Here is a 25,120-nt window from a genome sequence, read left to right as displayed (position 1 = left end):
TGCTAGCTTTAGATAAGTTGAAATTCTGGGGTTTTTATCATGAAATTTACCAATCGCAGCACTGCAAATTGTGAGCCTTCAGTTGAACCGTCAAAATCATATTTCAATATTTTTTCAAAATCGGCCTTCATGACGTCGTCAATTTGGAATAATAATTGGTTTTCAAATGCATTGATGATCGTTTTATTGGTATCCGTTTTGTTCCATTTTAATTGAAGATTCACGATTCTATTTGCATTTTTATTTTCCTTCATTTCAGCATTAAAATTCCGATTTAAGTTTTTTCCGTTACAAAGTAAATCGGCTACGTTATTGCGTTGTAAGTACACTTGGGATGTTAACCATGAATTTCCGCCATCCCATCCTTTTACATTGGGTTGGTCCATCAAATCCATTCCTTGTTGCTTACAAAAAAGCACAATCATTTTTGTATTAGTAGTTTTGATTCCAAGTTCGTGAATTATTTGGAGGCTGTATTCTAGTGGGTTTTTTATTTTGGAGCCCGCTGTTTTTTTAGGATACTCTTCGGTGAAAATTTTTAAAAGTAAAGGCTCTATTTCAAAATTCTTTTTTCTGAAATAGTCTCCATAATAATTAACTAATTCTTCATTTGGGTTGTCATAAATAAACCATTTTAGAATTTTTCGAGTCAACAAATAAGGAACTTGTGGCTGTTCAAAAATAAGGTCTATCATAGCATCAATTTTAAAACTTCCTTTTTTGCCTAGATAGTCAAAAGCTTCATCATCTTCAAAAAAGGTTCGGTATACTGCGTGGTCTTCGCCAAGACCAAGTCCTGCAAGTCCTTTAGCGCCACCTTTTATGTCTGTTTCAGTATAATTCCCAATACCTAGAGTAAACAATTCTAGTAATTCCCGACTTAAATTTTCATTTATTTTGCCTTTTCTATTGTCTACATTGTCAAGGTAGCGCACCATAGCATTGCTTTGAATTATTTTTTTTGTTAAGGTTTTAAAATTTCCAAATGCATTTTCTCTAAGTATTTGATTGTGTTGAAAAACCCAATAATTGACCTTCACTTTTTGTAACGTTGACACAAAATGATTGTGCCAAAAACAGGTCATTTTTTCGCGTAGCGGATAGGTTTCGTTTTGCATTTTATCAATCCACCAACTCTTCAATTCGAGTGCAGTTTGTGCTTCCTTTTTACGCAATTCCTTTATTTGTTCTGGACTGGCATCTTTAAGTTTTTTTCTATATTGTTGTAATTCGGTTATAGATTTTGGGCTGTCAACCATAAAACCAGGAACTTTATGATCATGTAACGTTGCAAACGAAGCCTCTAGAAATGAATTAATTCCCATAGTTTGTAGTTTTTCGGCTTGCTTTGACGAAAAACCAAGTCGTAAAGACCAGAGTGTTTGTGCGTTCATATAGAGTTATTTACAGTAGGACACGTTGTTCTAAAAAAGGTTTAATCTTAATGTATTATTGTATTTCTAAGAAAAATTATTTGATCTATTTTGTAACATTTCCTTTATAAAGATGTCTTATGGGGTATCTGATATAAAAAACATGAAAAAAATACATTTTATTATTTTGTTGAGTTTGATTTGTATAACGGGCAGTATTGCTCAAACTACTCCGGAGAAAACTCCTGAAACTGAAACTGAAAAAACTACAGAGTTGAAAGAAGTAACCATTGTAAAAACTAAAAAAGCAGTGGAGCAAAAAGCAGACCGAACCATCTTTAACTTCTCTGATCAACCTAGCTTAAATACAGGTTCTGTGCTAGAGGGAATTAAGAAATTGCCAGGTTTAATAGCATCAGATATTGCTGGAATGATGTTTCAAGGCAAGCAGCTGGATGTGTTTATGGATGGTAGACCACTTAATATTTCTACTAATGAACTCAATGCTTTTCTAGAGGGAATGCCAGCTAATGCTATTGAAAAAATTGAAATTATTACACAGCCAGGCGCCGAGTTTCCGGCAACTTCGGGAGGTGCAATCCTTAATATAATTACCAATAAAAACGCCAAAAATTATTTAAGTGCTACTTACACTAATAGCACTAGTGTAACCAGTTATGATGATGTGCGCTGGAGAGTAAATAATAGTGTGTTATTGAGTGCCAAGAATAAATATTTTGGATGGCAATTAAATCTGGGGCAAAATTATAGAGAAAATGCTTTATGGACTTCCTTAAAAAATGAGGAAAACGGTGGTAGCGCTTTATTAACAGCAACAGAAGCTGATCGTGTGGGCCGAAATAATTTTATAAAATCAGCGCTTACTTTTGATATTGGAAAAGATAGATTACTGCTTAATTATGATCTTACGTACAACAATAATAACAGTCAAACGCTTTCAAATGGTCCAGGGTTCACAACTGATGATGCTTCAATGAGCGGTGGTTTTCGTCATGACGCGGTAGTTACCTATCAAAAAAAGTTTGAAAATGCGGCAAAAAAACTAGAGTTTAGATTCAATTATAACCGCAATTCTAATGAGTTTCAATTAGAACCAGCAGGTTCAACCACCCCGTTATTAGACAATGCTTCACAACAAGAGGTATTGAATGCAAAAGTAGATTTTTCACAACCTATTAAATTCTCTGATGAAGGTAAGCTAAATGTAGGTGCGTTGTACGAAGAACTGATGTTTGATGCTTCTAATAGAGGTGTAACCAATTTAGATTACAAGCGAAAAACGACATCAACTTATGTAGAGTTTCAAACAAAATTTGACAAATTTAATTTTATTCTTGGCGGTCGAGCCGAAGATTACAACATATCAGGAAATACAGATGTTGCTAAACTTGCAGAATTTGATCAGTTTAGATTTTTTCCTAATGCAAGTGCGCAATACAATTTTAGTAATGCCTTGTACTTTAATATGAACTATAACAAAAAAATCACCTTACCAAGTACATCGGCATTGAATCCAAATAACACTAATTATCAAAATCCGAATATTGAATATTCTGGTAACCCAAACTTGCAGCCTACCATTTTTGATAATTATGAAGTTAAACTAAGTGCTTTTGATTATGCTTTCATAAGCTACAACATGAGTGTTGCAAAAAATCAAGTGATCAACAGAGTTTTACTAACTAATAATCTTGTAGTCAATACAAATGAAAATATCCAAGAGGTTAAGATTCATAATTTTAGTGTAGGAATGCCTATTCCCTATATGTTGTTTACCAAAGGTCTAGCCGAAACTATGAAAATGAATGTAAATCCTGATACCATGAATTTTTTATACGTGTATGCAGGGTATCAATACCATCAAATTCCCAAAGTAGATACAAACGGTTTTTGGATGTTTAATTTTATGTCTCAGATACTCTTGCCCAAAAAAGTAAAATTTGTTGCCAATTATAATTATGTTATTCCAAGAGGAAATTATTTTTACTTTATTGCGGTAGAGCCACTTAGGAATTCATTAGACTTTACTTTTTCGAAAAAATTCTTAAAAGATCAGTTGACAGTATCTCTTTTTGCTGATGATATTTTGAATACGAATAGAAACGCATTCAATTCCTTTGAGACACCTTTACTCATAAGCAGTAAGCAAGACACAAGGAAATTTGGTTTTAGTTTGAACTACAAAATACCAACTAAGAACAAATTGGCAAAAGAAAATCCAAGTTTATTAAACAACGAGAAAAAAGAAGAAGGTAGTTTAATCAACCAATAAATGATTTCCTAAAAAGCTGTACATAAATCGTACAGCTTTTTTTATAGCGTTTCTTTTTGAACTAAATCACTTAAATGCAGGCGCAAAGCATTGACCGAAATACAAATTTCCCAAAACGATAAAGCCAAGGAAATTAGTAAACCTAGCAAGCTAAGGCCAAATAGGTAAATACCAGCTGTTTGTTGTTGTAAAAACAAAAGTAACATAGCAAATACACTCAAAAAAAGACTTAATACTCCCGCCATTTGCATATTTCTAATTAAAGTGAGGCGCAAGTTTAGGTTTCTTATTTCCAGTAAAATCAAGTTGTTTTCTTTTTCTTTATAAGTTTTCTTTAATCCACGAACAATAGTTGCAATGGTTAAGAAACGGTTTGTGTAAGCTAGTAATATTAATGAAGTGGCACCAAAAAGGAGTGCAGGTGTTTCTATTTGTAAAATCATTTGATATTGTTTTAAATAAAAATGTAGAACAGCAAAGTTAATGGTCAATTATTTTTTGATAAAAATCAGCAATAGTTGTATTGTAAAATTACAAAAATATAAAGCCATCAGGATTTATATCATCAATTATATTAAATTTACTTTCTTAATAAAAAGATATGCCGCATACATTGAAATACAAGTTAAAAAACATATTGATTCACCAACTAAAAGATTTAGGTACTTTTCTAGGAGTTTTATATGCTGTAGTTATAGGTTCGGCTGTAATGATTTTAGAGTATTCAGTAGATTTTGGTTCCTTTTTTAATATTGATATTGTAGACACTTACACAAGGTTAATCTCTGTTACGAATGTTTTGATTTCGATACTTATAGGTATATCTCTCACTACATTTTCGGTTATTTTTGTTGTAATGCAGTTGGCTTCCTCACAGTTTTCGCCTCGTATTTTAAGGCATTTTTTAATTAGCGATTTTAAAATGCAAAAGTTTATTGGGCTTTTTGTAGGAACCATTTCACTGTGTATTTTACCGCAATTTGCTTCTGTTTTTTGCCCGAATACTCCATTTTTAGGAACACTTGCTGTAGGGACTTTATTGGCTTTTTATGGTTTGTCTTGGTCTTATCCTAACATGATTACCTATTTGAGTATCAATATGAATGTCTCAAGTATTACCAATAGAATCAAAGTAGACATGATTGAGGAAATCAATGTTCTATATCAAGAAAACTGGAAATTGGGTAAAAATATATCATATAAAAGAGCAGAAATTCATCCTGATAAATTCAAAGTATCTGTTGTGAGTCCATTTGACTCAGGGTATTTAGATAGCGTTAATTATGTTAAATTAAAGAAAGTTACAGCATACATTTTACGATCTGAAGTAGGATTTTGTTTCGAAAATACGTACCAAAAACCCATTGTTGGAGAGTTTATAATGAAGGGAACCACTACATTATTGACATTGGTTTTTGACCAAGATCTGACTTCTGTACAGGTTCAAGAATTACAAAAACAAGTTGGCGCCATTGTAAAAGATGCTTTTCAGGTGGAACAATTTAGAAGCCACACTCAAGATATTAATTTTGGCGTTCGTAAACTCGTTGATATTGCCATAAAAGCCATTTCTCCAGCCGTAAATGACCCTACTACTTGCCTCAATTGCATTGACCAAATAGGAGAAATTGCCAAAGAATTAGCCATTAAAGAATTTCCATCAACGGATGCTAAATCACTAAAATCCGAGCACATTCAAGTAAATGAATTCAATTTTGAAGAGTTTGTAGATTTTTGTTATGATCAAATCTTTCAGTGGGGCAAGGAAGATCCTACGGTTATCAAACGAATGATTCGATCCATTAGAATCATACTTCCCTTAGTTGAGAATCCTTTTCATCTCAAGGTGTTGATTCAACAGGTTGAGGATATGGAATTAGCTGATATTTATAATATGACCAATCATGCAAATGGTACTTTGAAAATTTCGAAAGAAAAACTGGTTACCATAGAAAATGAGCTGCTACAGTTCAGAAAAAAAGCAAAGCAGCAAATTTTGAGATTACAGCAAAAAGGAATTTTGTCCTTTTATGAAGCTAATCGTGTCTCGGTTAATGAAGCAATTTGCTCTATGCAGTTTGATGCTATTGCTTATTTAAACGCCTATAAGCAATAAGGCTGTTTTTATTTTGTGTCTTATACTTCTTTGTAATTGTCAGGACACGATTAATTTTTCTAAATAAAATGCAACCATAATTTCTATTTGGGCTCTTTTTTTGTTGCTTATTTTAAAGTTTCTTCACCTTTTTATTGATTTTTTTACACTCTTATTTTAATTTTTTTTTATTCCTATTTTCTAAAATAATTTATTCTTGGCCGAGAATCAATTTCTTATGGGGTTTATGAACGCTCCAAATACTACTCATTAAATTTTCTTATATATGTCATTATAAATATAAATAAAAATTTATAATACAACCATGATACATTTGCAGCACTAAATAAATGTGTTTGTATGAGAACTAAATTTAAAATTAACGGAAGTCTACTTGTTGCAGCGTTCTGGTTACTAACAGGTTTTGTGTTGAACCTCGTTGTACCTCAAAATTTACTTTTTACTTTGATTTTAGGTTTAGGAATCGTGTACAGCGTTTACATTTTATCAAAACAAAATAATTTAAAATAATCATGAAAAAAGAGTATCAATTTAAATTAGTTGAAGGGCAGTTTGAACCTACAGAAGCCGGGAAAGTATTGTTTTCATTGATCAATAGTAAAATCAATTACCACAATTTAGAACAATTTAGTAATGAAATTAGGTTTAACCAAGACCATTTGCATTCTAAAAGGAGGAAAGAAACATTACAAGAAGCTTCTGATTATATTAAAGAATTGATTAAAGAGGCCGATGCAAATAATATGGAATTACATGTAAACGGTGTAATCCAAATGGAAATGCGACCAAAATCCAATGAATACAAAAATGTTTAATGGAAGGTCGTTATTAATTGCCACAAAACATCAAAAAGAAAAGGTAATAGCACCTATTCTTGAAAACGGAATAGGGGTTACGTGTTTTGTACCTTCAAATTTTGATACGGATGTTTTTGGCACATTTTCTGGAGAAATTAAGCGAAAGGAATCGGCAGTGGCAACTGTTCGGGAAAAATGTCTAGCAGCAATGAATGCCTTTGATTGTGATTTAGGTCTTGCTAGTGAAGGATCTTTTGGTCCTCATCCGTCTTTGTTTTTTGCGCAAGCAGATGAAGAATTCCTCATTTTCATCGATAAAAAAAATGATCTAGAAATCATTGTTAGAGAACTTAGTTTAGATACTAATTTTTACGGTGAGACCATTACGAGTTATGAGGCATTGAAAATGTTTGCTCAAAAAATTCATTTTCCATCGCATGCAATTATTTTACGAAGTAGTGCAACTGATGATAAAGCAGTCATTAAGGGTATAACCAATGAAGATTGTTTAAAAAAATATTACAACCATATCATGGAGATACACGGTACTGTGTATGCCGAAACGGATATGCGAGCGCATTACAATCCCACTCGAATGCATGTTATTGAAACGGCTGCTCATAAACTGTTGCAGTCCATTCAATCTTTATGTCCTGAATGCATGACTCCTGGATTTGTGGTGACCAGCGCTAAACCAGGTTTGCCATGTTCTTGGTGTGCAAATCCTACTCGGTCTACCTTAAGCCACATATATTGTTGTAAAAAATGCCAGTACACACATGAAATTAATTTTCCGTATCAAAAAATGACCGAAGAACCTACTTTTTGTGATTACTGTAACCCCTAAATTATGAGTATAATTAACAATTCCATTCAAAAAGCTGTTGCGTTATTAAATCAAGATGAAGTAATAGCGATTCCTACTGAAACGGTATACGGATTAGCAGGAAATATTTTTAGTCCAAAAGCAATAGCATCTATTTTCAGTATAAAAGAAAGACCTTCCTTTAACCCGCTTATTGTTCATATAAAATCAGTTGAAAGTTTACCATCTATAGCTAGAGAGATTCCCGAAAAAGCAATGCTACTAGCAAATGCTTTTTGGCCTGGACCACTAACTATGGTGTTAAAAAAGCAACCTCAAATTCCAGATTCGGTTACAGCTGGTAAAGACACTGTTGCAATACGAGTGCCTAATCATAAGGTTACTTTATCACTTTTAGAGCAACTGGATTTTCCATTGGCAGCACCCAGCGCAAATCCTTTTGGATCTATAAGTCCTACTCAAGCGGTTCATGTTGCGCATTATTTTGAAAATAAATTACCTATGATTTTAGAAGGAGGTAGTTGTGAAAGAGGAATTGAATCTACAATTATAGGGTTTGAAGATGGTGAACCCGTTCTGTATCGTTTGGGATCACTAGCAATAGAGGACTTAGAAGCCATCATTGGTCCACTTAAAACAATAGCGCATGACGAAAAAGCACCGCCTGCGCCAGGAATGTTGTCACGTCATTACGCACCTAATACTACCACGTACCTTACAGATACGATAAGTGCAGATGTAGCCAAATTTGCAAATCAAAGAGTGGGAGTCTTGACTTTTAAACAAGAGATACAAGATCCATCAATTTGTGCCCAAGAAGTTTTGTCAATTTCGGGTTCAATGTTAGAGGCAGCTTCAGGATTATATGCTGCACTGCATAGATTGGATGAAAAAAATCTAGATGCTATTCTAGCAGAGCGTTGCCCAGATAGCGGACTTGGGAAAGCCATTAACGACAGATTACAACGAGCTACCAAAAAGTAATTTTTATAACACTAACAAACAATTATATCAATTCAATTGTATGACATTCATGCAATTGTCAAAAAACTAACTTATGAATTTAAATTTATTAATAGATAATTTAACAAATCCAGCATTACTCTTTTTTGTTTTAGGAATTATTGCTGTTTTAGTCAAAAGTGATTTGCAAATCCCTGAGGGAAGTTCTAAGTTTATTTCTTTATACCTTTTATTTGCCATTGGATTTAAAGGCGGTCAAGAGCTAGCACACAGCCATTTTACACTTGATATAGTATGGTCCATATTTTTTGGTGTCTCAATTGCTCTGATCATTCCATTGTATTCTTTTTTTATTTTAAAGAAAAAATATAGCATTGAAAACGCGGGAGCCATTGCTGCCACTTATGGATCTGTAAGTGCAGTAACATTTGTAACCGCGGTTTCGTTTTTAGAATTGCAGAATTTCACTTTCAGTGGTCATATGGTTGCTGTTATGGCATTGATGGAAGCTCCGGCTATCATTGTTGGTGTCATCTTAATTAGATTGTTTAGTGCCGAGAACGTTTTAAAAACTAAGATGTCAACAATTATTACCCATTCTTTTACAAACGGAAGCGTGTTGTTAATTTTAGGGAGTTTGTTCATCGGTTTTTTGGCGAGTGAGCAACAAGCTTTAGGTATTAAACCCTTTACCACCGATATTTTCAAAGGATTTTTAGCGTTGTTTCTGCTTGATATGGGAATTGTAAGTGGCCGTAAATTGGGCGATTTCTTTAAAAGTGGCTGGTTTAGTTTTGCATTTGCCGTAGTAATTCCTTTAATCAATGGAAGTGTTGTTGCCTATTTGAGTCATTTTGTAACAGAGGATATCGGGAACCGTTTCATCTTTTCTGTCTTAGCGGCAAGCGCGTCGTACATTGCGGTTCCAGCGGCTATGAAAATTGCGGTTCCTAAAGCAAATCCTGGAATCTTTTTGCCAATGGCGCTAGCAGTAACATTCCCTTTTAATATTACCTTTGGGATGCCAATATATTTTGCCATTATTAATTGTTAATTTCGGTCCCAATTATTGAGTAAAAAAAAGAGGTAGCTTTTTGAGGAGGGCACTGAAAAAGTCCCTATTTTCAAAAATCATTAAAAAAAGTGATTAAATAAGGCTTTGATTTTATTTAATCGTCTTTTTTTAGTCAAATTTAATCTTCTTAGATTACAAGGGGTTTGTAATAACTAAAAGGAGCGAAACCATTGTGTTTTCGCTCCTTTTTAGTTATTTTCATTTTCCTTATTCGAGGGACTTTTTCAGTGCCCTCCCTTTCGGGTGCGTTTCCTTTACTACTTATTAAGCTATGTTGCTATACTTTTGCGTAAGCATCATCATGGACACTTGCTACGGCTCTACCCGATGGATCGTTCATGTTCTTGAAAGCTTCATCCCACTCCAAAGCAATTTTTGTACTACAAGCTACACTGGCTTCTTGAGGTACACACAAGGCGGCAGCATCACTAGGAAAATGGTCGTGAAAGATAGAACGGTAATAATATTCCTCTTTTGATGTAGGCGTTTGCAACGGAAACTTATATTTGGCATTTGCCAATTGTTCGTCAGAAACCTCAACGGCAACAACTTCTTTTAAAGTATCAATCCAGCTGTACCCTACACCATCACTAAATTGCTCTTTTTGTCTCCATGCCACACTTGGGGGCAACATATCTTCGAATGCTTTACGAACCACCCATTTCTCCATAGGATGTTCTTTGTTGATCATTTTATCTTGCGGGTTGATGCGCATGGCCACATCCATGAACTCTTTGTCAAGGAAAGGAACACGTCCTTCGATTCCCCACGCCGCTAAACTTTTATTGGCACGCAAACAATCATACATGTGCAGCTTACTTAGTTTACGTACATTCTCTTCGTGAAATTCCCTTGCATTTGGTGCTTTATGAAAGTACAAGTACCCACCAAAAAGTTCATCAGCTCCTTCACCAGAAAGTACCATTTTTATACCCATTGACTTAATAACTCTCGCCATCAACCACATAGGTGTTGAGGCTCTAATGGTAGTTACATCATAAGTTTCTAAGTTGTAAATGACATCTTTGACCGCATCTAATCCTTCTTGAATAGTGAATTTAATTTCGTGATGAATGGTGCCAATGTGATCTGCTACAATTTGGGCTGCTGCAAGATCCGGAGAACCTTCTAATCCTACTGAAAATGAGTGCAGTTGTGGGTACCAAGCATCGGTAGTATCACCAGACTCAATTCGTTTTTGTGCAAATTTTTTGGCTACAGCCGAAGTTATAGAGGAATCTAACCCGCCAGAAAGTAAAACACCATAAGGCACATCACTCATTAATTGTCTGTGAACGGCTGCTTCTAATGCTACTTTTATATCCTGAATGTTTGTTTCGTTATCTTTTACAGCATCATAATCAGTCCAGTCTCTTTTATACCATTGTACAAATTCGCCATCAGTACTCGTCATGTAGTGTCCAGGAGGAAACAATTGTATTTTAGTACAATATCCTTCTAAAGCTTTCAATTCAGAAGCAACATAAAACGTACCGTGCTCATCCCAACCGATGTATAATGGAATAATTCCCATATGATCCCTTGCAATGAAGTACTCATCTTTCTCTACATCATAAATGGCAAAGCCAAAAATTCCGTTCATTTCATCTATAAAATGAGGTCCTTTTTCTTTGTAAAGTGCCAAAATAACTTCGCAATCACTTTCTGTTTGAAAGTTGTATTTGCCTTCAAATTGCTTGCGCAATGCTCTGTGGTTGTAAATCTCACCATTGGCAGCTAAGATAAGTTGTTTGTCTTCGCTAAATAAAGGTTGTTTACCTGATGCTGGATCAACAATTGCCAAACGTTCATGCGATAAAATGGCTTTTTCGTTGCTAAAGATTCCGCTCCAGTCTGGTCCACGATGACGAATTATTTTTGACATTTCTAAAACCTTAGGTCTTAAAACTTCTGCTTTTTGTTTCAGGTCGAAGGCACATACTATTCCACACATAATGCTATATTTTATAAATGAATTTATTTATTTTGATAAAGCAAAGATGCAGTTATAGTTTCATATGTAAAACACAAAACCGATATTCAGTTACATATTTAAACTAAAAACAACTAAAAACTATAAAAAACTAATTAAAACCTAAATAAAAAATAGAGTCTACTAGTAAAGTGTAAATAGCATAAAATTTTTATTGAATTGATTGAATTACATAGTTTGAACCATTAATCTCAAAAGTAAATCCTTCTTGGTTCCCCATTAACTTCGCTCCCAATGGTGATTGCGGAGAAAGTGCAATGACATTGATACCATCAACAGCAATTTTAGGAAGTGCTGTACTTAAATACAAATAAATCCCATTGGCTTTGACCAAACTTCCCACAATAATAGTTTTAGCACTTGTACTAGAATCAATTTTATCTAAAATGGCTTTTTGACCCAATGCTTCTTTTAATTTATGATTGAGTTTTTCTTGCTCAATGTGCATCATCGATAAAGCCGTTTCGTGTTTATCGCCTGCTGAACCTTTGGCATCATTTTTAGAATCTTCAGTAAGTGCCGTAATCATGTCCTTAAAGACATCTATTCGGTCTTGAACCAATTGATGGTATTGATTGTATATTTTTTGCTTGAAAGTCATTAAAAAAGTTTAACCACAAAGTACGCAAAGAATTATTTAAGGTTTACAAAAGCAGCTCATAAATTTAATAAAAAACATTCAAACTTTTTTTAAACATTTTATTATTTCATAACCTCGTTGAAAACACTACCATTTGTACTTTCATAAGTGAATACTCGTTATAAAAGAGCTTTAGTAGGGGAAATAAATAATACGTAACTCAAGGTTTGTATAAATTTCTTAACATTTCTCTTAATATCTTCTTTCCTTTTTGTCAATAATACATACATTTATAAAAAATTATGCTTTTGAAAGTATAACGAAATATAAAACACCCATGACAATAAAAATAATTTACAAAACACAGCTCATATGTGTGTTATTACTTTGTATTACTATGAGTTATGGCCAAAATGGGACAATTGAAAAAAAGAAAACAACGCCGACTGTTAAATCCAAACTAGAGAAATTAGCTGTTATTGAAAAGGTTTGTCAAACCATAATAGACTACAATTACTTTAACCCAAATAACAGTACTTTAACTGAAAGTTATCCTAGCAGCACTTCCACCGATAAAAATTTGCTCGATGTATTCAGCGATATTTCGACCGAACTTCAAAAAAACAAAAACAACACTTCCGAAAGCCTAGTGTCGGGAACTAAAGTAAATAGTGGACCGTCATTTGACGAAATGTACCCAAAGCAAAAATATGAAACTTTGATAGCTCATGGCGATGCATTTGTCAAAAAAACGGAATTACTTTCTCAAACGTTGCAAAAGAAAGCAACCGAATTTGACACTGCTGCTAAAGCAAATAATATTGAAGAAATTAAAAGGGTTTACACTAAAATGGGATTGGCTTTTCATACTATGAGTGCTAAGCTTGATAGCGGAATACTAGATTTAAAAAAAACACAACCCTCTATAATTGAAACTTATACAAAAATGATGGCTGTTGGCAACGAAACAGATGTTCTAAAAAAAGTAGAAACTACCTTTGATGCTACAAGCAGTATGATTGGAATCCTATATTATTTGTCAGCTATTAAAAATTGTAATACTGTAGTCTCTAAAATTCAAGAACATTTGGCTCAGTTATCTAAAGCGTCAGCTGCCCAAAAAGGCTGACTTATGCAACTTGTATAATAATATTTTGAAGTCTGAATACATTAAAATTACCCAAATATGTCGAATATAAAAGTTACTTAAAATGCATAAAATTAAAACCCTACTATTATTTTTTTTCATCCCATTATCAAGTTTTTCACAGCTGAAAACCAATAATCAAAATGGAATTTATAAAGATTTGTATCACTTAAATTTAAATGATTCGGTTAAATCAGTCGTTTATGACCGTGTGTTTTTTAAAGAAGATCTGACAGCAGATGAAATAGATGATATCACAGATGTTTGTAATAACTAAAAGGAGCGAAACCATTGTGTTTTCGCTCCTTTTTAGTTATTTTCATTTTCCTTATTCGAGGGACTTTTTCAGTGCCCTCCTTTTTGAGCTACCTCTTTTTTTGATGAAAATTAATCTTTCAAGAATAGAATAATTATTTAATCGTTTTCAGCATTTCTTCAACAGCTCTTTCTAATTGTTTGTCTTGTCCGTTCAAATAATCTTCGTATTTCATAGCAACGGGAATATCTGGATTTACTTGCAAGTTTTCAGTAGGTCTGTTTTCTTTTCCGATAGTAGCTACCATTGGAATTCCGAAAACTAAAGAAGGATCAATTTGAGTTTCCCACCAAACTGCGGTTCCTGTTCCTGGTACTCCCATTCCAATTAACTTCCCGATTCCGTTTTGTTTGTACACGTATGGGAAAATGAAAGCGTCTGAATAATTGCCTTCGCCCATTAATACACAGCTTGGTTTGGTCCATCTCCCTAATGGTTCCGCATCTTTCAAGCGGTTGCCTTGCGGTGCAAATTCAAGGTAGCGTTTGCCACTCAATAACGTATTTAAATCGTCGTGTAACCAGCCACCACCATTAAAACGAGTGTCTACAATCAAAGCTTCTTTTTCGAAATTTTTACCCATCACTTGGTCAAATACTTCTCTAAAACTGCCGTCATTCATACCTTGTACGTGAACGTAGCCTACTTTACCATTACTCAATTTTTCAGTAATTTGATTCATCTTGCGAATCCAACGGTTGTACATTAAACCCGATTCTTCACCAAATGAAATCGGTTTTACACTTTCTTGAAACGCAACACCATTAGCATCTACACCTGAAATTAGGATTAGTTTACCTGTTCTTCTGTTCAAAAATTTAGCCCAATCTGTTGTTGCAGTAATTGGTTCGTTGTCAATTTTATTGATAGTGGCACCTGCTTTTAGCTTTGAGCCTGTTTTATCAAAAGGTCCGCCTACAATAACCTCTGTTATTTTTAAACCATCTGCGGCGTTTTTTTCATCGTATAGTAATCCCAAACAAGCCGTTACATCCATATTAGGGAAACTAGCACTGTAACGTCCACCTGTGTGCGAGGCGTTAAGTTCTCCTAAAATTTCGCTCAATAATTCTTGAAAATCATAGTTGTTATTGATGTGTGGTAAAAATTTAGCATAGGTGTCTTTGTACATTTTCCAATCTACACCATGTAATTTTGGATCGTAAAATTTCTTAGCGGTTTGTCTCCACATGTGATTGAAAATGTAGTTACGTTCTTGCTCTGTATTTAAAACCATCTCAGCCGATACGGGGATTCCAGTAATTTTTCCGCTTTCTGTATCAATTTTCGATAAGCCTCCTTCGTTTCTAACAAACAATGTTTTGTTGTCTTTGCTCAAAAATAAAGTACTTGGAGATGATCCTAGTTTAGCTAAAATTTTAGTTTCTTTTGTTTTGGTATCGGTTACCCAAAGGTCGAATCCTTTTTCAAAAGAAGCTAAATAAAACAATTTACTTCCGTCATCATTAAATACAAAATCAGCAATAGATGAACTGTTGATGGTTACACGAACTTTTCTAGTTTCAAGATCAATCAAATCCGGATTCCAAACTACAACTTCCTCTTTTTTAGGAGTGTCTTTTTTGTTTTTATCAGTGCTAGCAGCTGTTTTTTTGTCTTCGGCTTCTTTCTCTTTGTCTTTTATTTCTTTTGCAAGAGCCGCTTCTTCTTTGGACAATTTGAAATTTTCAAAGTCTTTTTTATCGAAAAATACGGCGTATACATCAAGTTCTCTGCTGCCTTGGTTTGCCAATGATTTGCGACCTTCTTTGCTGCTCAGCCAGGCTAATGCTTTGCCTTTTATTTGTTGTTTGGCTGCATCTTCACCAAAACCACTCATAATTGGGTATTTTGTTTCGGAGCCATCGGCTTTGATCATCGCGGTATGCGTAGCATTAAAATTACCCATGCTATCATCTACGAAAAGCCATTTACTATCATCGCTCCAGTTGTAACCAAAATCGCCATCAGAATAACTGTGGTTTCTACCTTCTGGTAAAATGGTTCTTGTGGTTTCGTTGGCTAAATTGTACACACGAACAATATTGCGATCTTCAATAAAAGCAATTTCTTTTCCGTCTGGGCTAAATTTAGGTAAGAACTCCTCTTTATCAGAAGGAATTAATTTTTCTTCCTTGATTAAAGTAGCAGCGTAAAAATAAGCTTCTTCTTTTCGTTCCACTTTTGCCGTAAATAAATCCCAACTGTCACCACGTTCTGAGGCGTAAATAAGGGTTTTACTGTCTGGTGACCATTGCACGTGGCGCTCTTGTTCTGGTGTGTTGGTAATTCTTTTGGTACTTCCACCGTCGGCATTGGTCACAAAAATTTCACCTCTAGAAACAATTGCAATTTCTTTTCCGTTCGGGCTTGGCACAAACTCTGAAATAGAACCTGCAATAGGTACGTTTTTCTCGACATTGCCTTTACCATCATTTTGGATCGTGATTTTTACTTTTTGTGGACTTTGACCTTCTTTCAAAGTATAAATTTCTCCGTCTTGCGAAAAGCACAAAGTATTGTCTTGTGCAACACTTAAATGGCGTACCGGATTGTTTTTGAAAGTAGTTATGGCAGTTGCTGTTTTAGCAGATAGGTTTTGCTTAAAAATATTTTGATTGCTGCCGTCAGCTTCGCTCAAAAAGAAAATATGTTGATTGTCGTTGCTGTACAGCGGCTCGCGGTCTTCACCTTCGTAAGTGCTTAGCTGCGTATATGTTTTTTTGTTGACATCAAATACCCAAATATCACGGGTTACACTGCTGGTATGGTGTTTGCGTAAGGCATCTTCATATCCTTTGCGGTCTTGAAAAATAATTTGGTTTCCTGCTGCGTTGTAGCGAGCATATTCTATTCCGCCCTCAGTAACCAATACTGGTTTTCCGCCAGTTGCTGCAACTGTGTAAAGGTTTTGAAATAAGCGAGGCGAATAAAAATGGATGTTGTTGTTACTCGTTTGACGGCTAGATCCAAATAAAACCTTTTTACTATCAGGTGAAAAATCATATGGATAATCAGCCGCTGAGTTAAAGGTTAATCGGGTAGGAGTTCCTCCAGTTACGGGTAGCGTAAATACATCAAAATTACCGTAACGGTCACTAGCAAAAGCAATTTGCTTTCCGTCTTTGCTCCACACAGGCATCATGTCATGTCCTTCATGAATGGTAATAGGAACTGCAGTGCCACCTTGGGCATTAACTACATAAATATCGCCTTTGTAGCCAAAAGCAATGTTTTTTCCATCAGGAGAGAGCGCAGGATGGCGCAGCCAGAGGGCATCTTGTGCAAATGATACTGAGCTTGCTACTAACAATAAGCCACAGTATAATGAAGATTTTAAGTTCATAGTTTATTAGAATTTAGTTCTTCATTTAGTAGCTAAAAAACCTGTTTTGTTACAGGTTTGCTTTGTTTTTTTGAGATTTTAGAAAACAGAAAAAGAGAAGACTTTATTTAGTTGGGCTCTCCTTCACTTGCCAGCGTTGTAAAGACCGATAGTCGCACAACTACCGCGATGTAAGATGATAATAAATTATTATGAATTTAATGTTTTACTTTTTTTCTAACTAATTTGCAGGTAGATTGATTCAGAAAAATAAAGTAGTCTTCTGTAGAATCTTTTAGCTGTTTTTTATTTTTTTCTTGCTTTGATGACACTAATCACAAGAGAACCTCATTAAAATCTATATCTAAAATTGTTGGGTCATTATTTCTAAATTATTCATTCTACTGTTAAGATAGACAGTATTGGCCTTTGCGGTTCTTTTGTAAGCTAGGTGTTTCATAGCGTTTTTACTCACTTTTTACTCTAGTAGAATGTAACATATCAAACTTCCAGCCTTTATCGGTTAAAATGGCCGTGGCACTTTCCAGCCAATGTGCTTTTCTAATAATTTTATCATCAACAGAAATGGTTGCATAGTTGTGGTAAGCCACCCAAGCCGTTTTGTTGGAAACTTTGATGTCTATAATTTCAATAGTATTTACTCTTTTTGGCATGGGTAAATTGAGTTTGGCTGTATTCAAATACTTTGTAATGGTATCGTTATTCCATACTTCTCCGTGTTCCAACAGCAAGAAATCTTTGGTGTAATATTTCTCAATGTTTTTAGCTTCTAATTTGGACCAGATTTCATCAAACGATTCGAGTACTAAATTTTGAATCTGTTTTTTGTGGGTTTCATTTGAAACTTGACCGAATGCTATTGAATTAAAAAACAGCATCAAAAGTATGGTGTTAAGTGTTTTCATTTTTGTTGGAATTAATTAAATTTTACTACGGAATTTAGAACTACATTAAGCTATTTTTTGATTGCTTCGATCTATAAAATTTGCCTCATTTCAAACACTACGACTTTTTTTATAAGCTAAGTAAGTTAGCTATTTTTTTATTTTGATGTCCAATCCAAACATTAAGTATCCAAGAACAAAACCTTTATTACCAATTTGTAAATTTAGCGGCTTTATTTCATACGAAAACCTACTTCCGGGTGAGTTTATTCTAATTCCAATTCCAGCAGTTCCACCAAAATAGAGCTGGTTGAAATATCTTGAATTTCTTATGTTATTTTCGCCACCAGTTCCAAATAAACCTCTTGAATAGTTTAAAAATCCTCCTGTTGTTATTAATAAAGAAACTGATTTGTATTTAATCAAATCATAATTCACATTCATCCCAAGTGAAGTTATTCTAAAATATTGTTGCCGAGTATCTGTTATTCCGTTTGAATTAAAACCTCCATATAATAAATTAGGATTAATTCTGAATTTTTCTTTTTTTCCAAAACTTTTTTGATAACCTATTGAATAAACAAAACCTAATCCACTTTCTTCGATTCCTTCATTTACTCCTATGCCAATTCCAGTTTTAATTGAGCTTCTTGTAAATTGATTTTCTTGCGCATTAATTTTTAAGGAAAATAGGACTATTAAAACTAGTAATTTCATCTTTTGTACTATCATTTTTCGTTCTCTTTTTTTAAAGTTACGGTCGACTTGTGTTTATATTCACTACAAAATTTTGACTATACACTTATAGTTGTGTCGATTTTTACTGTTAAATTGCGTAGTGTATTAAATGTATAAATAATATTTTTATTACAAATATCCAAAAATGGCTTTTAATTTTTTTTGCATTAAATATGTTCTTTATCAAGAACGATTTCTATACCAGAAATCAACAAAATACTTTCTATCTATCCCTTTTCTAACATTCATGAAAGCTTCATACCAAGGCGTTACTTCGTCGTTTTTGTCTTTTGTATAATGCTTACTAATTTAATAAGCTTTGTAGTAGCAGAAATAATTTTATGCATTGAAGTGTAATTTAATGGATGTAGTATTAGTAACGATTTTTGCAATAAGTGACAGTATGACTACAATTTCAAAAAACACAAGCGTATAAAACACAATTATTCTCCATATAAAACCTAACATGGAATACTTTTTATAGGCTGCGTTAAAATAGACCCAAAAAGGAAACAAAACAATCAAGAAGAAATAAATGATTGTTAAAATACCTAAAAAGGATTTAATTTCCTCAAATACTCTCAAAAGTGAAAACAAGTTGACAAATAAACACAAAACCAATATTCCCAACAAATTTATTCCTGCAATGATGAAATGTTCCGCTAGGTTGATTTTTAATCTTTTGAAAATCAGAAAAGCATTTATCGCAAATAACGGGACTAATCCAAATAGAATTAATTTTACATTATTCGATAAGAAGTTCATTAATTGTATTCCTTCATTTGTATTTTTAGAAACTGATGGCAGATTCAGGTCATGATAATAATGCACCGTTAGAATATTCAAAGCGATTATTATCAAAGTGAGTGCAAAAACATTGTAGTAGTTTACTCTTTTGCCATTAATGTAATCCAAAGCTGCTTGCCCAGGTCTTGTAAATGTTTCTTTTAAAGTAAATAAGATTCCTTTTTCTAAATGGAACACACCGTGTATAATATCGTGGGCAAAAAAATGCTTTAAGGTTATGGCGTGTGTATTGCTTTTTTGACCGCAATTCTGACAATAATTACCAGAAACATCTTGTTCACAGTTTAGGCATTGTTTGTTCTCCATAGGTTACTATTTTGCTTTTTAGAATAGGTTATATTTTGTAAGTAAAAGTAATAATTTATTGTCTCTAAATAAAAAAGCTTTCAAGAATATTACCTGAAAGCTTTATTGAAATTATTTCGTGTAGTCTTGAAATAGCGATACATAAAAAGTACTGTTATAGAAAATCATCAACAAAGAGTCCGCTCTACGAAGTCTTCTTTTTTAGAAAAAATAATATTTGAATTGGGTGCTATGCGAATGTCTTTTATTTCGCTTGCTCTGCAGCTCAAGATTTAAAGAACGTTTTTTTTAAACACTTCGATCAGCTAGGGGACATTCGCTAGTAGCCTACAGTTTTAAGAATATTTTTTTAATAACACTTCGAGCAGCGGGGTTACATTCGTGCAGCAGCCCAGATGTCTAAGAACGTTTTTTAGAACACTTCGAGCAGCTGGTCATTCATTTTCGATTTGTATTTTTTACTTTCACTTTTTTTTTCGAATTATAATTCTGATAATTTTTTTACGTTTCCGTTGGTAAAATCTAACTTTTACGTTTCGGACGTAAAACTCACGGCTGCGCAAATTTTTTAAGAACACTTCGAGTAACTGGGGACATTCGCACAGCAGCCTGCAGTTTAAGAACGTTTTTTTAAATACTTCGAGCAGCTGGGGACATTCGAACAGCAGCCTAAAATTTTAAGAACGTTTTTTTTAAATACTTCGAGCAGCTGGGTTATCGTTAGTGCTTTTTATTTGGTTAATTAAAATATTTAAGTCCTATTGTGTTTAAGATATTGTTAGTTATTTGCTTTGCCAATAAATACAAAAAAGCAATAATAATTACTCGCATAATTAATTGATATTTTTTCAAACCAAAAACTGAAAAATATTGATAGTAAAAAAATATAACATACAAAAATGTTAGAGCTACAACAAAATAGTTTACACCTAAAAGAAAATCTTTGTTAGTGGTAAAAATCATAGAACAGAATAGTATAAAACTAATTATTAATGTTCCGCATGACATATATAAGTTGAGGACTAGGTTTTCCGTATAATTTTGTTTACTTTTTTTAAAAAACAAATAACTTGTAAAAGATATAAATGGTATGTGAAGAAATATTGTAAATTTTGAATACTCTTTTAATACTTTTAAAAGACCTTCTACTGTTTTTTTATCATCATATAATTCTGAAGCATTTATTTTTGTCCATTTTTTAATAAAATAGCCTATTGTCATTAAAAGAATAGTTGTTGCAAAATAGTTGAAGTGCTTTATTCTTTTTCCTTGCACATATTCTCTAATACTGTGTCCTGGTCTGATAAATAGTTCTTTTATCGTATAAAAAAAGCCTTTGTCAAAATGAAATATTCCGTGAATAAAATCGTGTTGAAAAACGTGCGATAAAGAAAATCTATGAGTTGATGTTGCTTGGCTACAACTACTACAAAACTTGTCTATAATTTCTTTATTGCAATTTAAGCAGTTGTTTGTCATTGGTCAGTTGTAATATTTTGTCAATATATGCTTTCTTTTTTACTATTGCGTCTGCGATGGTATTACTCGCTCTGCAGCTCAAGATTTAAAGGTCGTTTATTTTAAATAATTCGATCAGCTTGGGTGCGAAGTCAGAGACATTCGAACAGCAGCCTAAAATTTTAAGAACGTTTTTTTTAAATACTTTGAGCAGCTGTGTGTTTTTTTATTAGTGTAATTTGTATTCTTTAGTAATTATTTCTCTAACCTCTTTTCCTTTTTCATTTAATGTAATCAAGCGTTTGTGTAAACTTACTAGGTTAATCCTCCAAAAAAACCTACTTGAGTAAGCTTCATTTAATAAATTTTTCCCGCTTTCAGTGATAGGAATAGCCGCAGAATTTTCGTTTTGGAGTTTTATTAAATCAAAAAACTGACCATATAAAGTATTGTTTGAAGCAATCGTATTCATATTAGTTTGTGTAATATACAGTAATCTTACAGCTTGGTCATATTCCATAATTTTATCAGAAACTTTTTTGTTTCTAATAATTCTTAAAGAACCACTACTTTTTAGTTGTTGAATTGTTCGATCATTCTGAACAAAATCGGGAAATCCAAGAGTGGATAACCATAATTTATTAGCCTTATTTGAATTTTCTTGGATGTTTTTTGAAGTTATTTCTTTTAATAAACTATTTATTAAAGTTATTCTATTTCTTAAATCGATTTGTAAATTTTCAGTCTGCTTAACATCAGCAGAAATATCTTCAACGATAGAATGAATATACTCCTCCTCTCTATGATTTTCTATCATAACTTCAAGTCTCCATTCTGCGAGAAATCCGCAAAAAACAGCAAAAAATAACATTAAAAATTCTCGGATATAAGATTTCCAAGTTTTTTTTCCTTCATGATGTCCATGGTGATGTACTTCCATATAGTATTATACTTTAAATAAGTTTTTTAAATTAAAATTTTGTTTTGAAAACGTTCTGTCAATAAGAATTGTTGGTTAAACATCTTTTTCAAAATACAAAAAAATATAAATTGCTAATCCAAAATTTGTTGAATTTGTGGTAGTCAATTTGTATCCATTTTTAGAATATTCATTAAGTTTTTCTTGAATTTCTTGTTTGGATTTTTTTGCAATGTGATTTTTATCAAAAGAAAATTTTGAATAATAAATTAAGGTTTCTACTTTATAGTCTTTCATTTTTTTGTGATTCTAGTTTTTTAAAATTATTTCCAACTCGTAAATAAGCGCAATAATACCTCCCAAAACCACCCAATCTAGCGGGATTGCAGTAGTTTCATTTTGTCTTGTTCTTTTTTCAAATATACTAAAATACTCTTACAAAATGGATTTTCTAAAAACGAGTTTTTTAGAAATTTTATGATAAAACTAACGTTGATAACAGCGAAAATTCTTCGCGGCGGTTTGTTGTCTATTGTAGTTGGTGCGAAGTCAGAGACATTCGCACAGCAGCCTCGAATTATATGAACGTTTTTTTTAAACACTTCGATCAGCTGGGAGCCGTCTAATCGATTAGCAGATGGCTTTTTTATTTATTCCGCTAATCGGTTTTCAATATTCATTCTTTCGTGTAAAATTCTAACGACTTCAATTTCATTTGCTTTGTCTTTTTTAAAGAAAATTAAATGTGATTTTACTTTTGAGTAGCTATATGATTTTCTAATTTTCCCACAGTCACGAGCCATATCTAAATTATCGACGATATATTCAATTTCGTCAATGATTAAGTTATAATATCGATCTGCTTGTTCAACAGACCAATTTTCGGCCGTATAAATCCAAATGTTATTAATGTCTTCTAATGCCTTTTCACTAATTATATACGCTGGCATTATTTTTGAAAATTAGCTTTGAGCATTTCAAGATTTTTATTGCGATCAAAATCTCTGATTTTCCTACTCTTTTCACCAATTTTTAGTTCATTGATTAGAGATTTTGTTTTAATTTCTTCTTGCTCAAAAACTCTTAAAGCAGTTCTAACAACTTCACTTACTGAACTATATTTTCCTGTAGAAATTTGTTCGTTGATAAAGTTTTCAAAATAGTCTCCTAATAATATTGATGTATTTCGTGCCATAATTTTTATTTTATCAAAGATACCAATAATTGGTATTAATTTCAATTTTTTTCGATTTTTGCGCAAAAGTTACTGCTAATGTTCTCGCGCTACAGCGGGGGTGTCATCAGGACTGAGTGCTGTGCGAATGTCTCTGACTTCGCACCCATTCCTATATGTCGTTTTAATTTATCAAACTCAATATTCATTGTATTTGGTAAAATTATTCAAATTCAGAACATCAATAATGGGAGTGTCTGCTTTTTCTATTTTCAATAATCCTGAATCGGAAACATAATTACTGGCACTGGAATAAACATAATGAGAAGCTTTCTCGACAATACCAGCCCTAACGGGATTCAGGTGAATATAATCTAGCTTTATCCACATAAATTTGTTGCTATACACTTCTTCTGGATGATTGCCATATTGCCAAAACTGATAATTTTTGTTTCTGGAATGACTTTCGGTTTCCAATTTAAAGCGTTCCAACATCCAATCTCTTCTGCTTTCAGGGCTATTTTGAATTTTTTCTAAAATTGATTTGGCTGTAAATTTTTTGAAATCTCTAATTAAGTCAGATAGTGTTGCTTCTTGTGATTGTATTATCATGTGGATATGATTACTCATTATAACATATCCGTACAAAATCATTCCTTTATTTTGGATGCAATAATCTAAACTTTCAATTATTACATCTTTATAAGTTTGTCTTGTAAAAACATCAATCCAATCTACAACAGTGATAGTTATAAAATGCGGTAAAGTTTGGTCTCTAATTTTATATCCTTCTGACATTGCTTTTTATCAAATGTAATTATTTATCGTGTAATTAAAAACTGGGGTTTGTTGCCTATTGGAGTGGGTGCGAAGTCAGAGACATTCGCACAGCAGCCCAAAATTTTAAGAACGTTTTTTTTTTAAATACTTCGAGCAGCTGGGGAATTTCGTAAGCTCCCTTATTATCAGCTGTTTTACCGTTGGTGATATTGATATATGCAGGCAAATTACCATCAAAACCAAGCAGTGTATGCATTTTAACAGCTCCTTTGGCTCTCTTGTATTTCGCCCAATCAAACAAACTTAAGCATAAACTGATGGTAGTTGAGTCTAATAAAAAAATCTTTGATTTTATTCTGAATTTCACTTGTTTAAATCTAGGATGCTGTCCTAAACTTTGTAGCAATTCAAAATAATATTCTTTAAAGAGCTCATGTGAACGATTTTTATTTTGATAACTAATTGAAGATTTTGAGGGAGCTTTGTTGATTCCAAGATGATTTAAGTTCCCTGTAGCCGAACGAAGCCCGTTGCTTATATCTCGAACAGATTGACTCTTGGCGAACTGGCAGAAAAGCATTGAAATTAAATGATTCCAACTACTGAATCCTTTATTGTGTTTGTCGGCTTGTTTCTTAGCAACAATTTTACTGAATTTTGAACGGTCTAATTTTGAAATTATTTGAGAAAACAAAGTTATATTTGACATAGAAGAGGGCTTTTTTGTTGTGCAACTCAAAGTTAATTTGAGATACAAAAATTACCCTCTTTTTTTGAACTTTTTTTAAACGTTTAGGACGCTATTGATTCAAAACATAATGTAAGATGGGAAGCGATGAGAAATTTAATAAATTTGAATTTTGAAGAAGGAATTAAAATGCTTAAAACATTAGAAAATGACCCTCACCCAGAAATAAAAAAAGCAGTTATAGATACTTTTAAATTAATAGAAAATCAATCAAACTAAAATATATGGCATTATCATATGACCTAACAACAACAGAAGAAATTTCTTTTAAAGAATTTCTAGAAATTGTAACTAAAACTGTTAAAAAAGAAGATGTTTCATCTTTAATAGATTGCGTGGAACCACTTCAAAAACTATCTAATAATAGAACTTTTCTTTCAGAATATGTGAATAATGAATTAAATAATTATGTAGAGTTTCAAAATAACAATGGTTATTCTGCACAAACTTTAATGTTACATAATAGTCCTTTCTTTTACGT

Annotated in this window: 26 protein-coding genes; 11 read left to right on the top strand and 15 right to left on the bottom strand. The window is 32.9% G+C overall.

The features are described 5' to 3' along the window. Positions 1-8: 8 nt before the first annotated feature. Complete coding sequence (locus FJV36_RS09220; RefSeq protein WP_158980884.1) at positions 9-1,394, bottom strand: DUF1800 family protein; 1,386 nt, start codon at positions 1,392-1,394, stop codon at positions 9-11. A gap of 142 nt (positions 1,395-1,536) precedes the next feature. Here FJV36_RS09220 and FJV36_RS09215 point away from each other — a divergent pair, with 142 nt between their 5' ends. Continuing rightward, positions 1,537-3,666 carry an outer membrane beta-barrel protein gene (locus FJV36_RS09215; protein WP_158980886.1) on the top strand — a complete coding sequence of 710 codons (2,130 nt, stop codon included), beginning with the start codon at positions 1,537-1,539 and terminating at the stop codon, positions 3,664-3,666. A 41-nt stretch (positions 3,667-3,707) separates the two neighbouring features. Here the strand turns inward: FJV36_RS09215 and FJV36_RS09210 are convergent, their stop codons facing one another. After that, positions 3,708-4,109 (bottom strand): DUF2721 domain-containing protein, encoded by a 402-nt coding sequence (locus FJV36_RS09210; RefSeq protein ID WP_158727762.1) that lies wholly within the window; start codon positions 4,107-4,109, stop codon positions 3,708-3,710. A gap of 158 nt (positions 4,110-4,267) precedes the next feature. On the opposite strand from FJV36_RS09210, the gene FJV36_RS09205 reads away from it, so the two are divergent. The 6 genes from FJV36_RS09205 (at position 4,268) to FJV36_RS09180 (ending at position 9,422) form a co-directional block, all read left to right on the top strand. Next, on the top strand, positions 4,268-5,782 hold the full coding sequence (locus FJV36_RS09205) for a DUF2254 family protein (protein WP_158727763.1): 1,515 nt from the start codon (positions 4,268-4,270) through the stop codon (positions 5,780-5,782). Between the two features lie 339 nt (positions 5,783-6,121). Further along, entirely contained in the window at positions 6,122-6,292 is a 171-nt protein-coding gene (locus FJV36_RS09200; protein ID WP_158727764.1) for a hypothetical protein, read from the top strand. Between the two features lie 2 nt (positions 6,293-6,294). Next, on the top strand, positions 6,295-6,597 hold the full coding sequence (locus tag FJV36_RS09195) for a hypothetical protein (protein WP_158727765.1): 303 nt from the start codon (positions 6,295-6,297) through the stop codon (positions 6,595-6,597). Further along, positions 6,578-7,426 (top strand): DUF6671 family protein, encoded by an 849-nt coding sequence (locus FJV36_RS09190; RefSeq protein WP_233264514.1) that lies wholly within the window; start codon positions 6,578-6,580, stop codon positions 7,424-7,426. The genes FJV36_RS09195 and FJV36_RS09190 overlap by 20 nt, the downstream gene beginning before the upstream one ends. A gap of 3 nt (positions 7,427-7,429) precedes the next feature. After that, positions 7,430-8,389: an L-threonylcarbamoyladenylate synthase gene (locus FJV36_RS09185; RefSeq protein WP_158727766.1), complete on the top strand. Its 960-nt coding sequence runs from the start codon at positions 7,430-7,432 to the stop codon at positions 8,387-8,389. A gap of 73 nt (positions 8,390-8,462) precedes the next feature. Then, positions 8,463-9,422, top strand: a complete 960-nt coding sequence (locus FJV36_RS09180; RefSeq protein ID WP_158727767.1) for a sodium-dependent bicarbonate transport family permease — start codon at positions 8,463-8,465, stop codon at positions 9,420-9,422. A 298-nt stretch (positions 9,423-9,720) separates the two neighbouring features. On the opposite strand, the gene asnB is transcribed toward FJV36_RS09180, so the two are convergent. Both asnB and FJV36_RS09170 read right to left on the bottom strand, forming a co-directional pair. Then, positions 9,721-11,397: an asparagine synthase B gene (gene asnB / locus FJV36_RS09175; protein WP_158727711.1), complete on the bottom strand. Its 1,677-nt coding sequence runs from the start codon at positions 11,395-11,397 to the stop codon at positions 9,721-9,723. A gap of 190 nt (positions 11,398-11,587) precedes the next feature. Further along, positions 11,588-12,037 (bottom strand): hypothetical protein, encoded by a 450-nt coding sequence (locus tag FJV36_RS09170; protein WP_158727710.1) that lies wholly within the window; start codon positions 12,035-12,037, stop codon positions 11,588-11,590. A 316-nt stretch (positions 12,038-12,353) separates the two neighbouring features. On the opposite strand from FJV36_RS09170, the gene FJV36_RS09165 reads away from it, so the two are divergent. Both FJV36_RS09165 and FJV36_RS09160 read left to right on the top strand, forming a co-directional pair. Further along, the gene (locus FJV36_RS09165) at positions 12,354-13,145 is read left to right on the top strand and encodes a hypothetical protein (protein ID WP_158727709.1); all 792 of its coding nucleotides are present in this window, start codon (positions 12,354-12,356) and stop codon (positions 13,143-13,145) included. An 82-nt stretch (positions 13,146-13,227) separates the two neighbouring features. Further along, positions 13,228-13,440 (top strand): hypothetical protein, encoded by a 213-nt coding sequence (locus FJV36_RS09160; RefSeq protein WP_158981037.1) that lies wholly within the window; start codon positions 13,228-13,230, stop codon positions 13,438-13,440. 133 nt (positions 13,441-13,573) lie between these two features. Here the strand turns inward: FJV36_RS09160 and FJV36_RS09155 are convergent, their stop codons facing one another. The 11 genes from FJV36_RS09155 to FJV36_RS09105 all read right to left on the bottom strand — a co-directional run bounded on the left by FJV36_RS09155 (position 13,574) and on the right by FJV36_RS09105 (position 24,600). Continuing rightward, positions 13,574-16,825, bottom strand: coding sequence for a S41 family peptidase (locus FJV36_RS09155; RefSeq protein ID WP_158727768.1), 3,252 nt, complete (start codon positions 16,823-16,825; stop codon positions 13,574-13,576). Between the two features lie 446 nt (positions 16,826-17,271). Then, positions 17,272-17,730, bottom strand: a complete 459-nt coding sequence (locus tag FJV36_RS09150) for a DUF4440 domain-containing protein (protein WP_233264515.1) — start codon at positions 17,728-17,730, stop codon at positions 17,272-17,274. Between the two features lie 129 nt (positions 17,731-17,859). Next, positions 17,860-18,426: a hypothetical protein gene (locus tag FJV36_RS09145; RefSeq protein WP_158727769.1), complete on the bottom strand. Its 567-nt coding sequence runs from the start codon at positions 18,424-18,426 to the stop codon at positions 17,860-17,862. 360 nt (positions 18,427-18,786) lie between these two features. Beyond that, positions 18,787-19,560, bottom strand: a complete 774-nt coding sequence (locus FJV36_RS09140) for a DUF3667 domain-containing protein (protein ID WP_158727770.1) — start codon at positions 19,558-19,560, stop codon at positions 18,787-18,789. A gap of 738 nt (positions 19,561-20,298) precedes the next feature. Continuing rightward, entirely contained in the window at positions 20,299-21,039 is a 741-nt protein-coding gene (locus FJV36_RS09135) for a DUF3667 domain-containing protein (protein WP_158727771.1), read from the bottom strand. 208 nt (positions 21,040-21,247) lie between these two features. Continuing rightward, positions 21,248-21,958, bottom strand: coding sequence for a hypothetical protein (locus FJV36_RS09130; protein WP_158727772.1), 711 nt, complete (start codon positions 21,956-21,958; stop codon positions 21,248-21,250). A 75-nt stretch (positions 21,959-22,033) separates the two neighbouring features. Continuing rightward, entirely contained in the window at positions 22,034-22,234 is a 201-nt protein-coding gene (locus FJV36_RS09125) for a DUF4177 domain-containing protein (protein WP_158727773.1), read from the bottom strand. 353 nt (positions 22,235-22,587) lie between these two features. Then, on the bottom strand, positions 22,588-22,887 hold the full coding sequence (locus FJV36_RS09120; protein ID WP_158727776.1) for a type II toxin-antitoxin system RelE/ParE family toxin: 300 nt from the start codon (positions 22,885-22,887) through the stop codon (positions 22,588-22,590). Further along, the gene (locus FJV36_RS09115) at positions 22,887-23,177 is read right to left on the bottom strand and encodes a type II toxin-antitoxin system ParD family antitoxin (protein WP_370514370.1); all 291 of its coding nucleotides are present in this window, start codon (positions 23,175-23,177) and stop codon (positions 22,887-22,889) included. The genes FJV36_RS09120 and FJV36_RS09115 overlap by 1 nt, the downstream gene beginning before the upstream one ends. 132 nt (positions 23,178-23,309) lie before the next feature. Further along, positions 23,310-23,909 (bottom strand): transposase, encoded by a 600-nt coding sequence (locus FJV36_RS09110; protein ID WP_158727777.1) that lies wholly within the window; start codon positions 23,907-23,909, stop codon positions 23,310-23,312. Between the two features lie 55 nt (positions 23,910-23,964). Further along, positions 23,965-24,600 (bottom strand): DUF4372 domain-containing protein, encoded by a 636-nt coding sequence (locus FJV36_RS09105; protein WP_233264516.1) that lies wholly within the window; start codon positions 24,598-24,600, stop codon positions 23,965-23,967. A 126-nt stretch (positions 24,601-24,726) separates the two neighbouring features. Between FJV36_RS09105 and FJV36_RS16580 the strand changes: the two genes are divergently transcribed. Continuing rightward, on the top strand, positions 24,727-24,858 hold the full coding sequence (locus FJV36_RS16580) for a hypothetical protein (RefSeq protein ID WP_255470335.1): 132 nt from the start codon (positions 24,727-24,729) through the stop codon (positions 24,856-24,858). A gap of 5 nt (positions 24,859-24,863) precedes the next feature. Beyond that, on the top strand, positions 24,864-25,120 hold a 257-nt coding region (locus tag FJV36_RS09100; RefSeq protein WP_199251036.1), incomplete at its 3' end, for a hypothetical protein.

The sequence above is a fragment of the Flavobacterium sp. I-STPP5a genome (assembly GCF_009764685.1).
GTDB lineage: Bacteria > Bacteroidota > Bacteroidia > Flavobacteriales > Flavobacteriaceae > Flavobacterium.
The sequence above is the reverse complement of the archived record's forward strand: the minus strand, read 5'-3'. Positions and strand labels throughout refer to the sequence as shown.

Bases quoted from the DNA above. Each gene is read 5' to 3' on its own strand.
- FJV36_RS09180 (WP_158727767.1), top strand. From the start codon at position 8,463: ATGAATTTAAATTTATTAATAGATAATTTAACAAATCCAGCATTACTC.
- FJV36_RS09150 (WP_233264515.1), bottom strand. From the start codon at position 17,730: ATGAAAACACTTAACACCATACTTTTGATGCTGTTTTTTAATTCAATA.
- FJV36_RS09165 (WP_158727709.1), top strand. From the start codon at position 12,354: ATGACAATAAAAATAATTTACAAAACACAGCTCATATGTGTGTTATTA.
- asnB (WP_158727711.1), bottom strand. From the start codon at position 11,397: ATGTGTGGAATAGTATGTGCCTTCGACCTGAAACAAAAAGCAGAAGTT.
- FJV36_RS09205 (WP_158727763.1), top strand. From the start codon at position 4,268: ATGCCGCATACATTGAAATACAAGTTAAAAAACATATTGATTCACCAA.
- FJV36_RS09155 (WP_158727768.1), bottom strand. From the start codon at position 16,825: ATGAACTTAAAATCTTCATTATACTGTGGCTTATTGTTAGTAGCAAGC.
- FJV36_RS09195 (WP_158727765.1), top strand. From the start codon at position 6,295: ATGAAAAAAGAGTATCAATTTAAATTAGTTGAAGGGCAGTTTGAACCT.
- FJV36_RS09185 (WP_158727766.1), top strand. From the start codon at position 7,430: ATGAGTATAATTAACAATTCCATTCAAAAAGCTGTTGCGTTATTAAAT.
- FJV36_RS09170 (WP_158727710.1), bottom strand. From the start codon at position 12,037: ATGACTTTCAAGCAAAAAATATACAATCAATACCATCAATTGGTTCAA.
- FJV36_RS09160 (WP_158981037.1), top strand. From the start codon at position 13,228: ATGCATAAAATTAAAACCCTACTATTATTTTTTTTCATCCCATTATCA.
- FJV36_RS09190 (WP_233264514.1), top strand. From the start codon at position 6,578: ATGAATACAAAAATGTTTAATGGAAGGTCGTTATTAATTGCCACAAAA.
- FJV36_RS09130 (WP_158727772.1), bottom strand. From the start codon at position 21,958: ATGGAAGTACATCACCATGGACATCATGAAGGAAAAAAAACTTGGAAA.
- FJV36_RS09125 (WP_158727773.1), bottom strand. From the start codon at position 22,234: ATGAAAGACTATAAAGTAGAAACCTTAATTTATTATTCAAAATTTTCT.
- FJV36_RS09215 (WP_158980886.1), top strand. From the start codon at position 1,537: ATGAAAAAAATACATTTTATTATTTTGTTGAGTTTGATTTGTATAACG.
- FJV36_RS09105 (WP_233264516.1), bottom strand. From the start codon at position 24,600: ATGTCAAATATAACTTTGTTTTCTCAAATAATTTCAAAATTAGACCGT.
- FJV36_RS16580 (WP_255470335.1), top strand. From the start codon at position 24,727: ATGAGAAATTTAATAAATTTGAATTTTGAAGAAGGAATTAAAATGCTT.
- FJV36_RS09145 (WP_158727769.1), bottom strand. From the start codon at position 18,426: ATGAAATTACTAGTTTTAATAGTCCTATTTTCCTTAAAAATTAATGCG.
- FJV36_RS09200 (WP_158727764.1), top strand. From the start codon at position 6,122: ATGAGAACTAAATTTAAAATTAACGGAAGTCTACTTGTTGCAGCGTTC.
- FJV36_RS09140 (WP_158727770.1), bottom strand. From the start codon at position 19,560: ATGGAGAACAAACAATGCCTAAACTGTGAACAAGATGTTTCTGGTAAT.
- FJV36_RS09220 (WP_158980884.1), bottom strand. From the start codon at position 1,394: ATGAACGCACAAACACTCTGGTCTTTACGACTTGGTTTTTCGTCAAAG.
- FJV36_RS09135 (WP_158727771.1), bottom strand. From the start codon at position 21,039: ATGACAAACAACTGCTTAAATTGCAATAAAGAAATTATAGACAAGTTT.
- FJV36_RS09120 (WP_158727776.1), bottom strand. From the start codon at position 22,887: ATGCCAGCGTATATAATTAGTGAAAAGGCATTAGAAGACATTAATAAC.
- FJV36_RS09110 (WP_158727777.1), bottom strand. From the start codon at position 23,909: ATGTCAGAAGGATATAAAATTAGAGACCAAACTTTACCGCATTTTATA.
- FJV36_RS09210 (WP_158727762.1), bottom strand. From the start codon at position 4,109: ATGATTTTACAAATAGAAACACCTGCACTCCTTTTTGGTGCCACTTCA.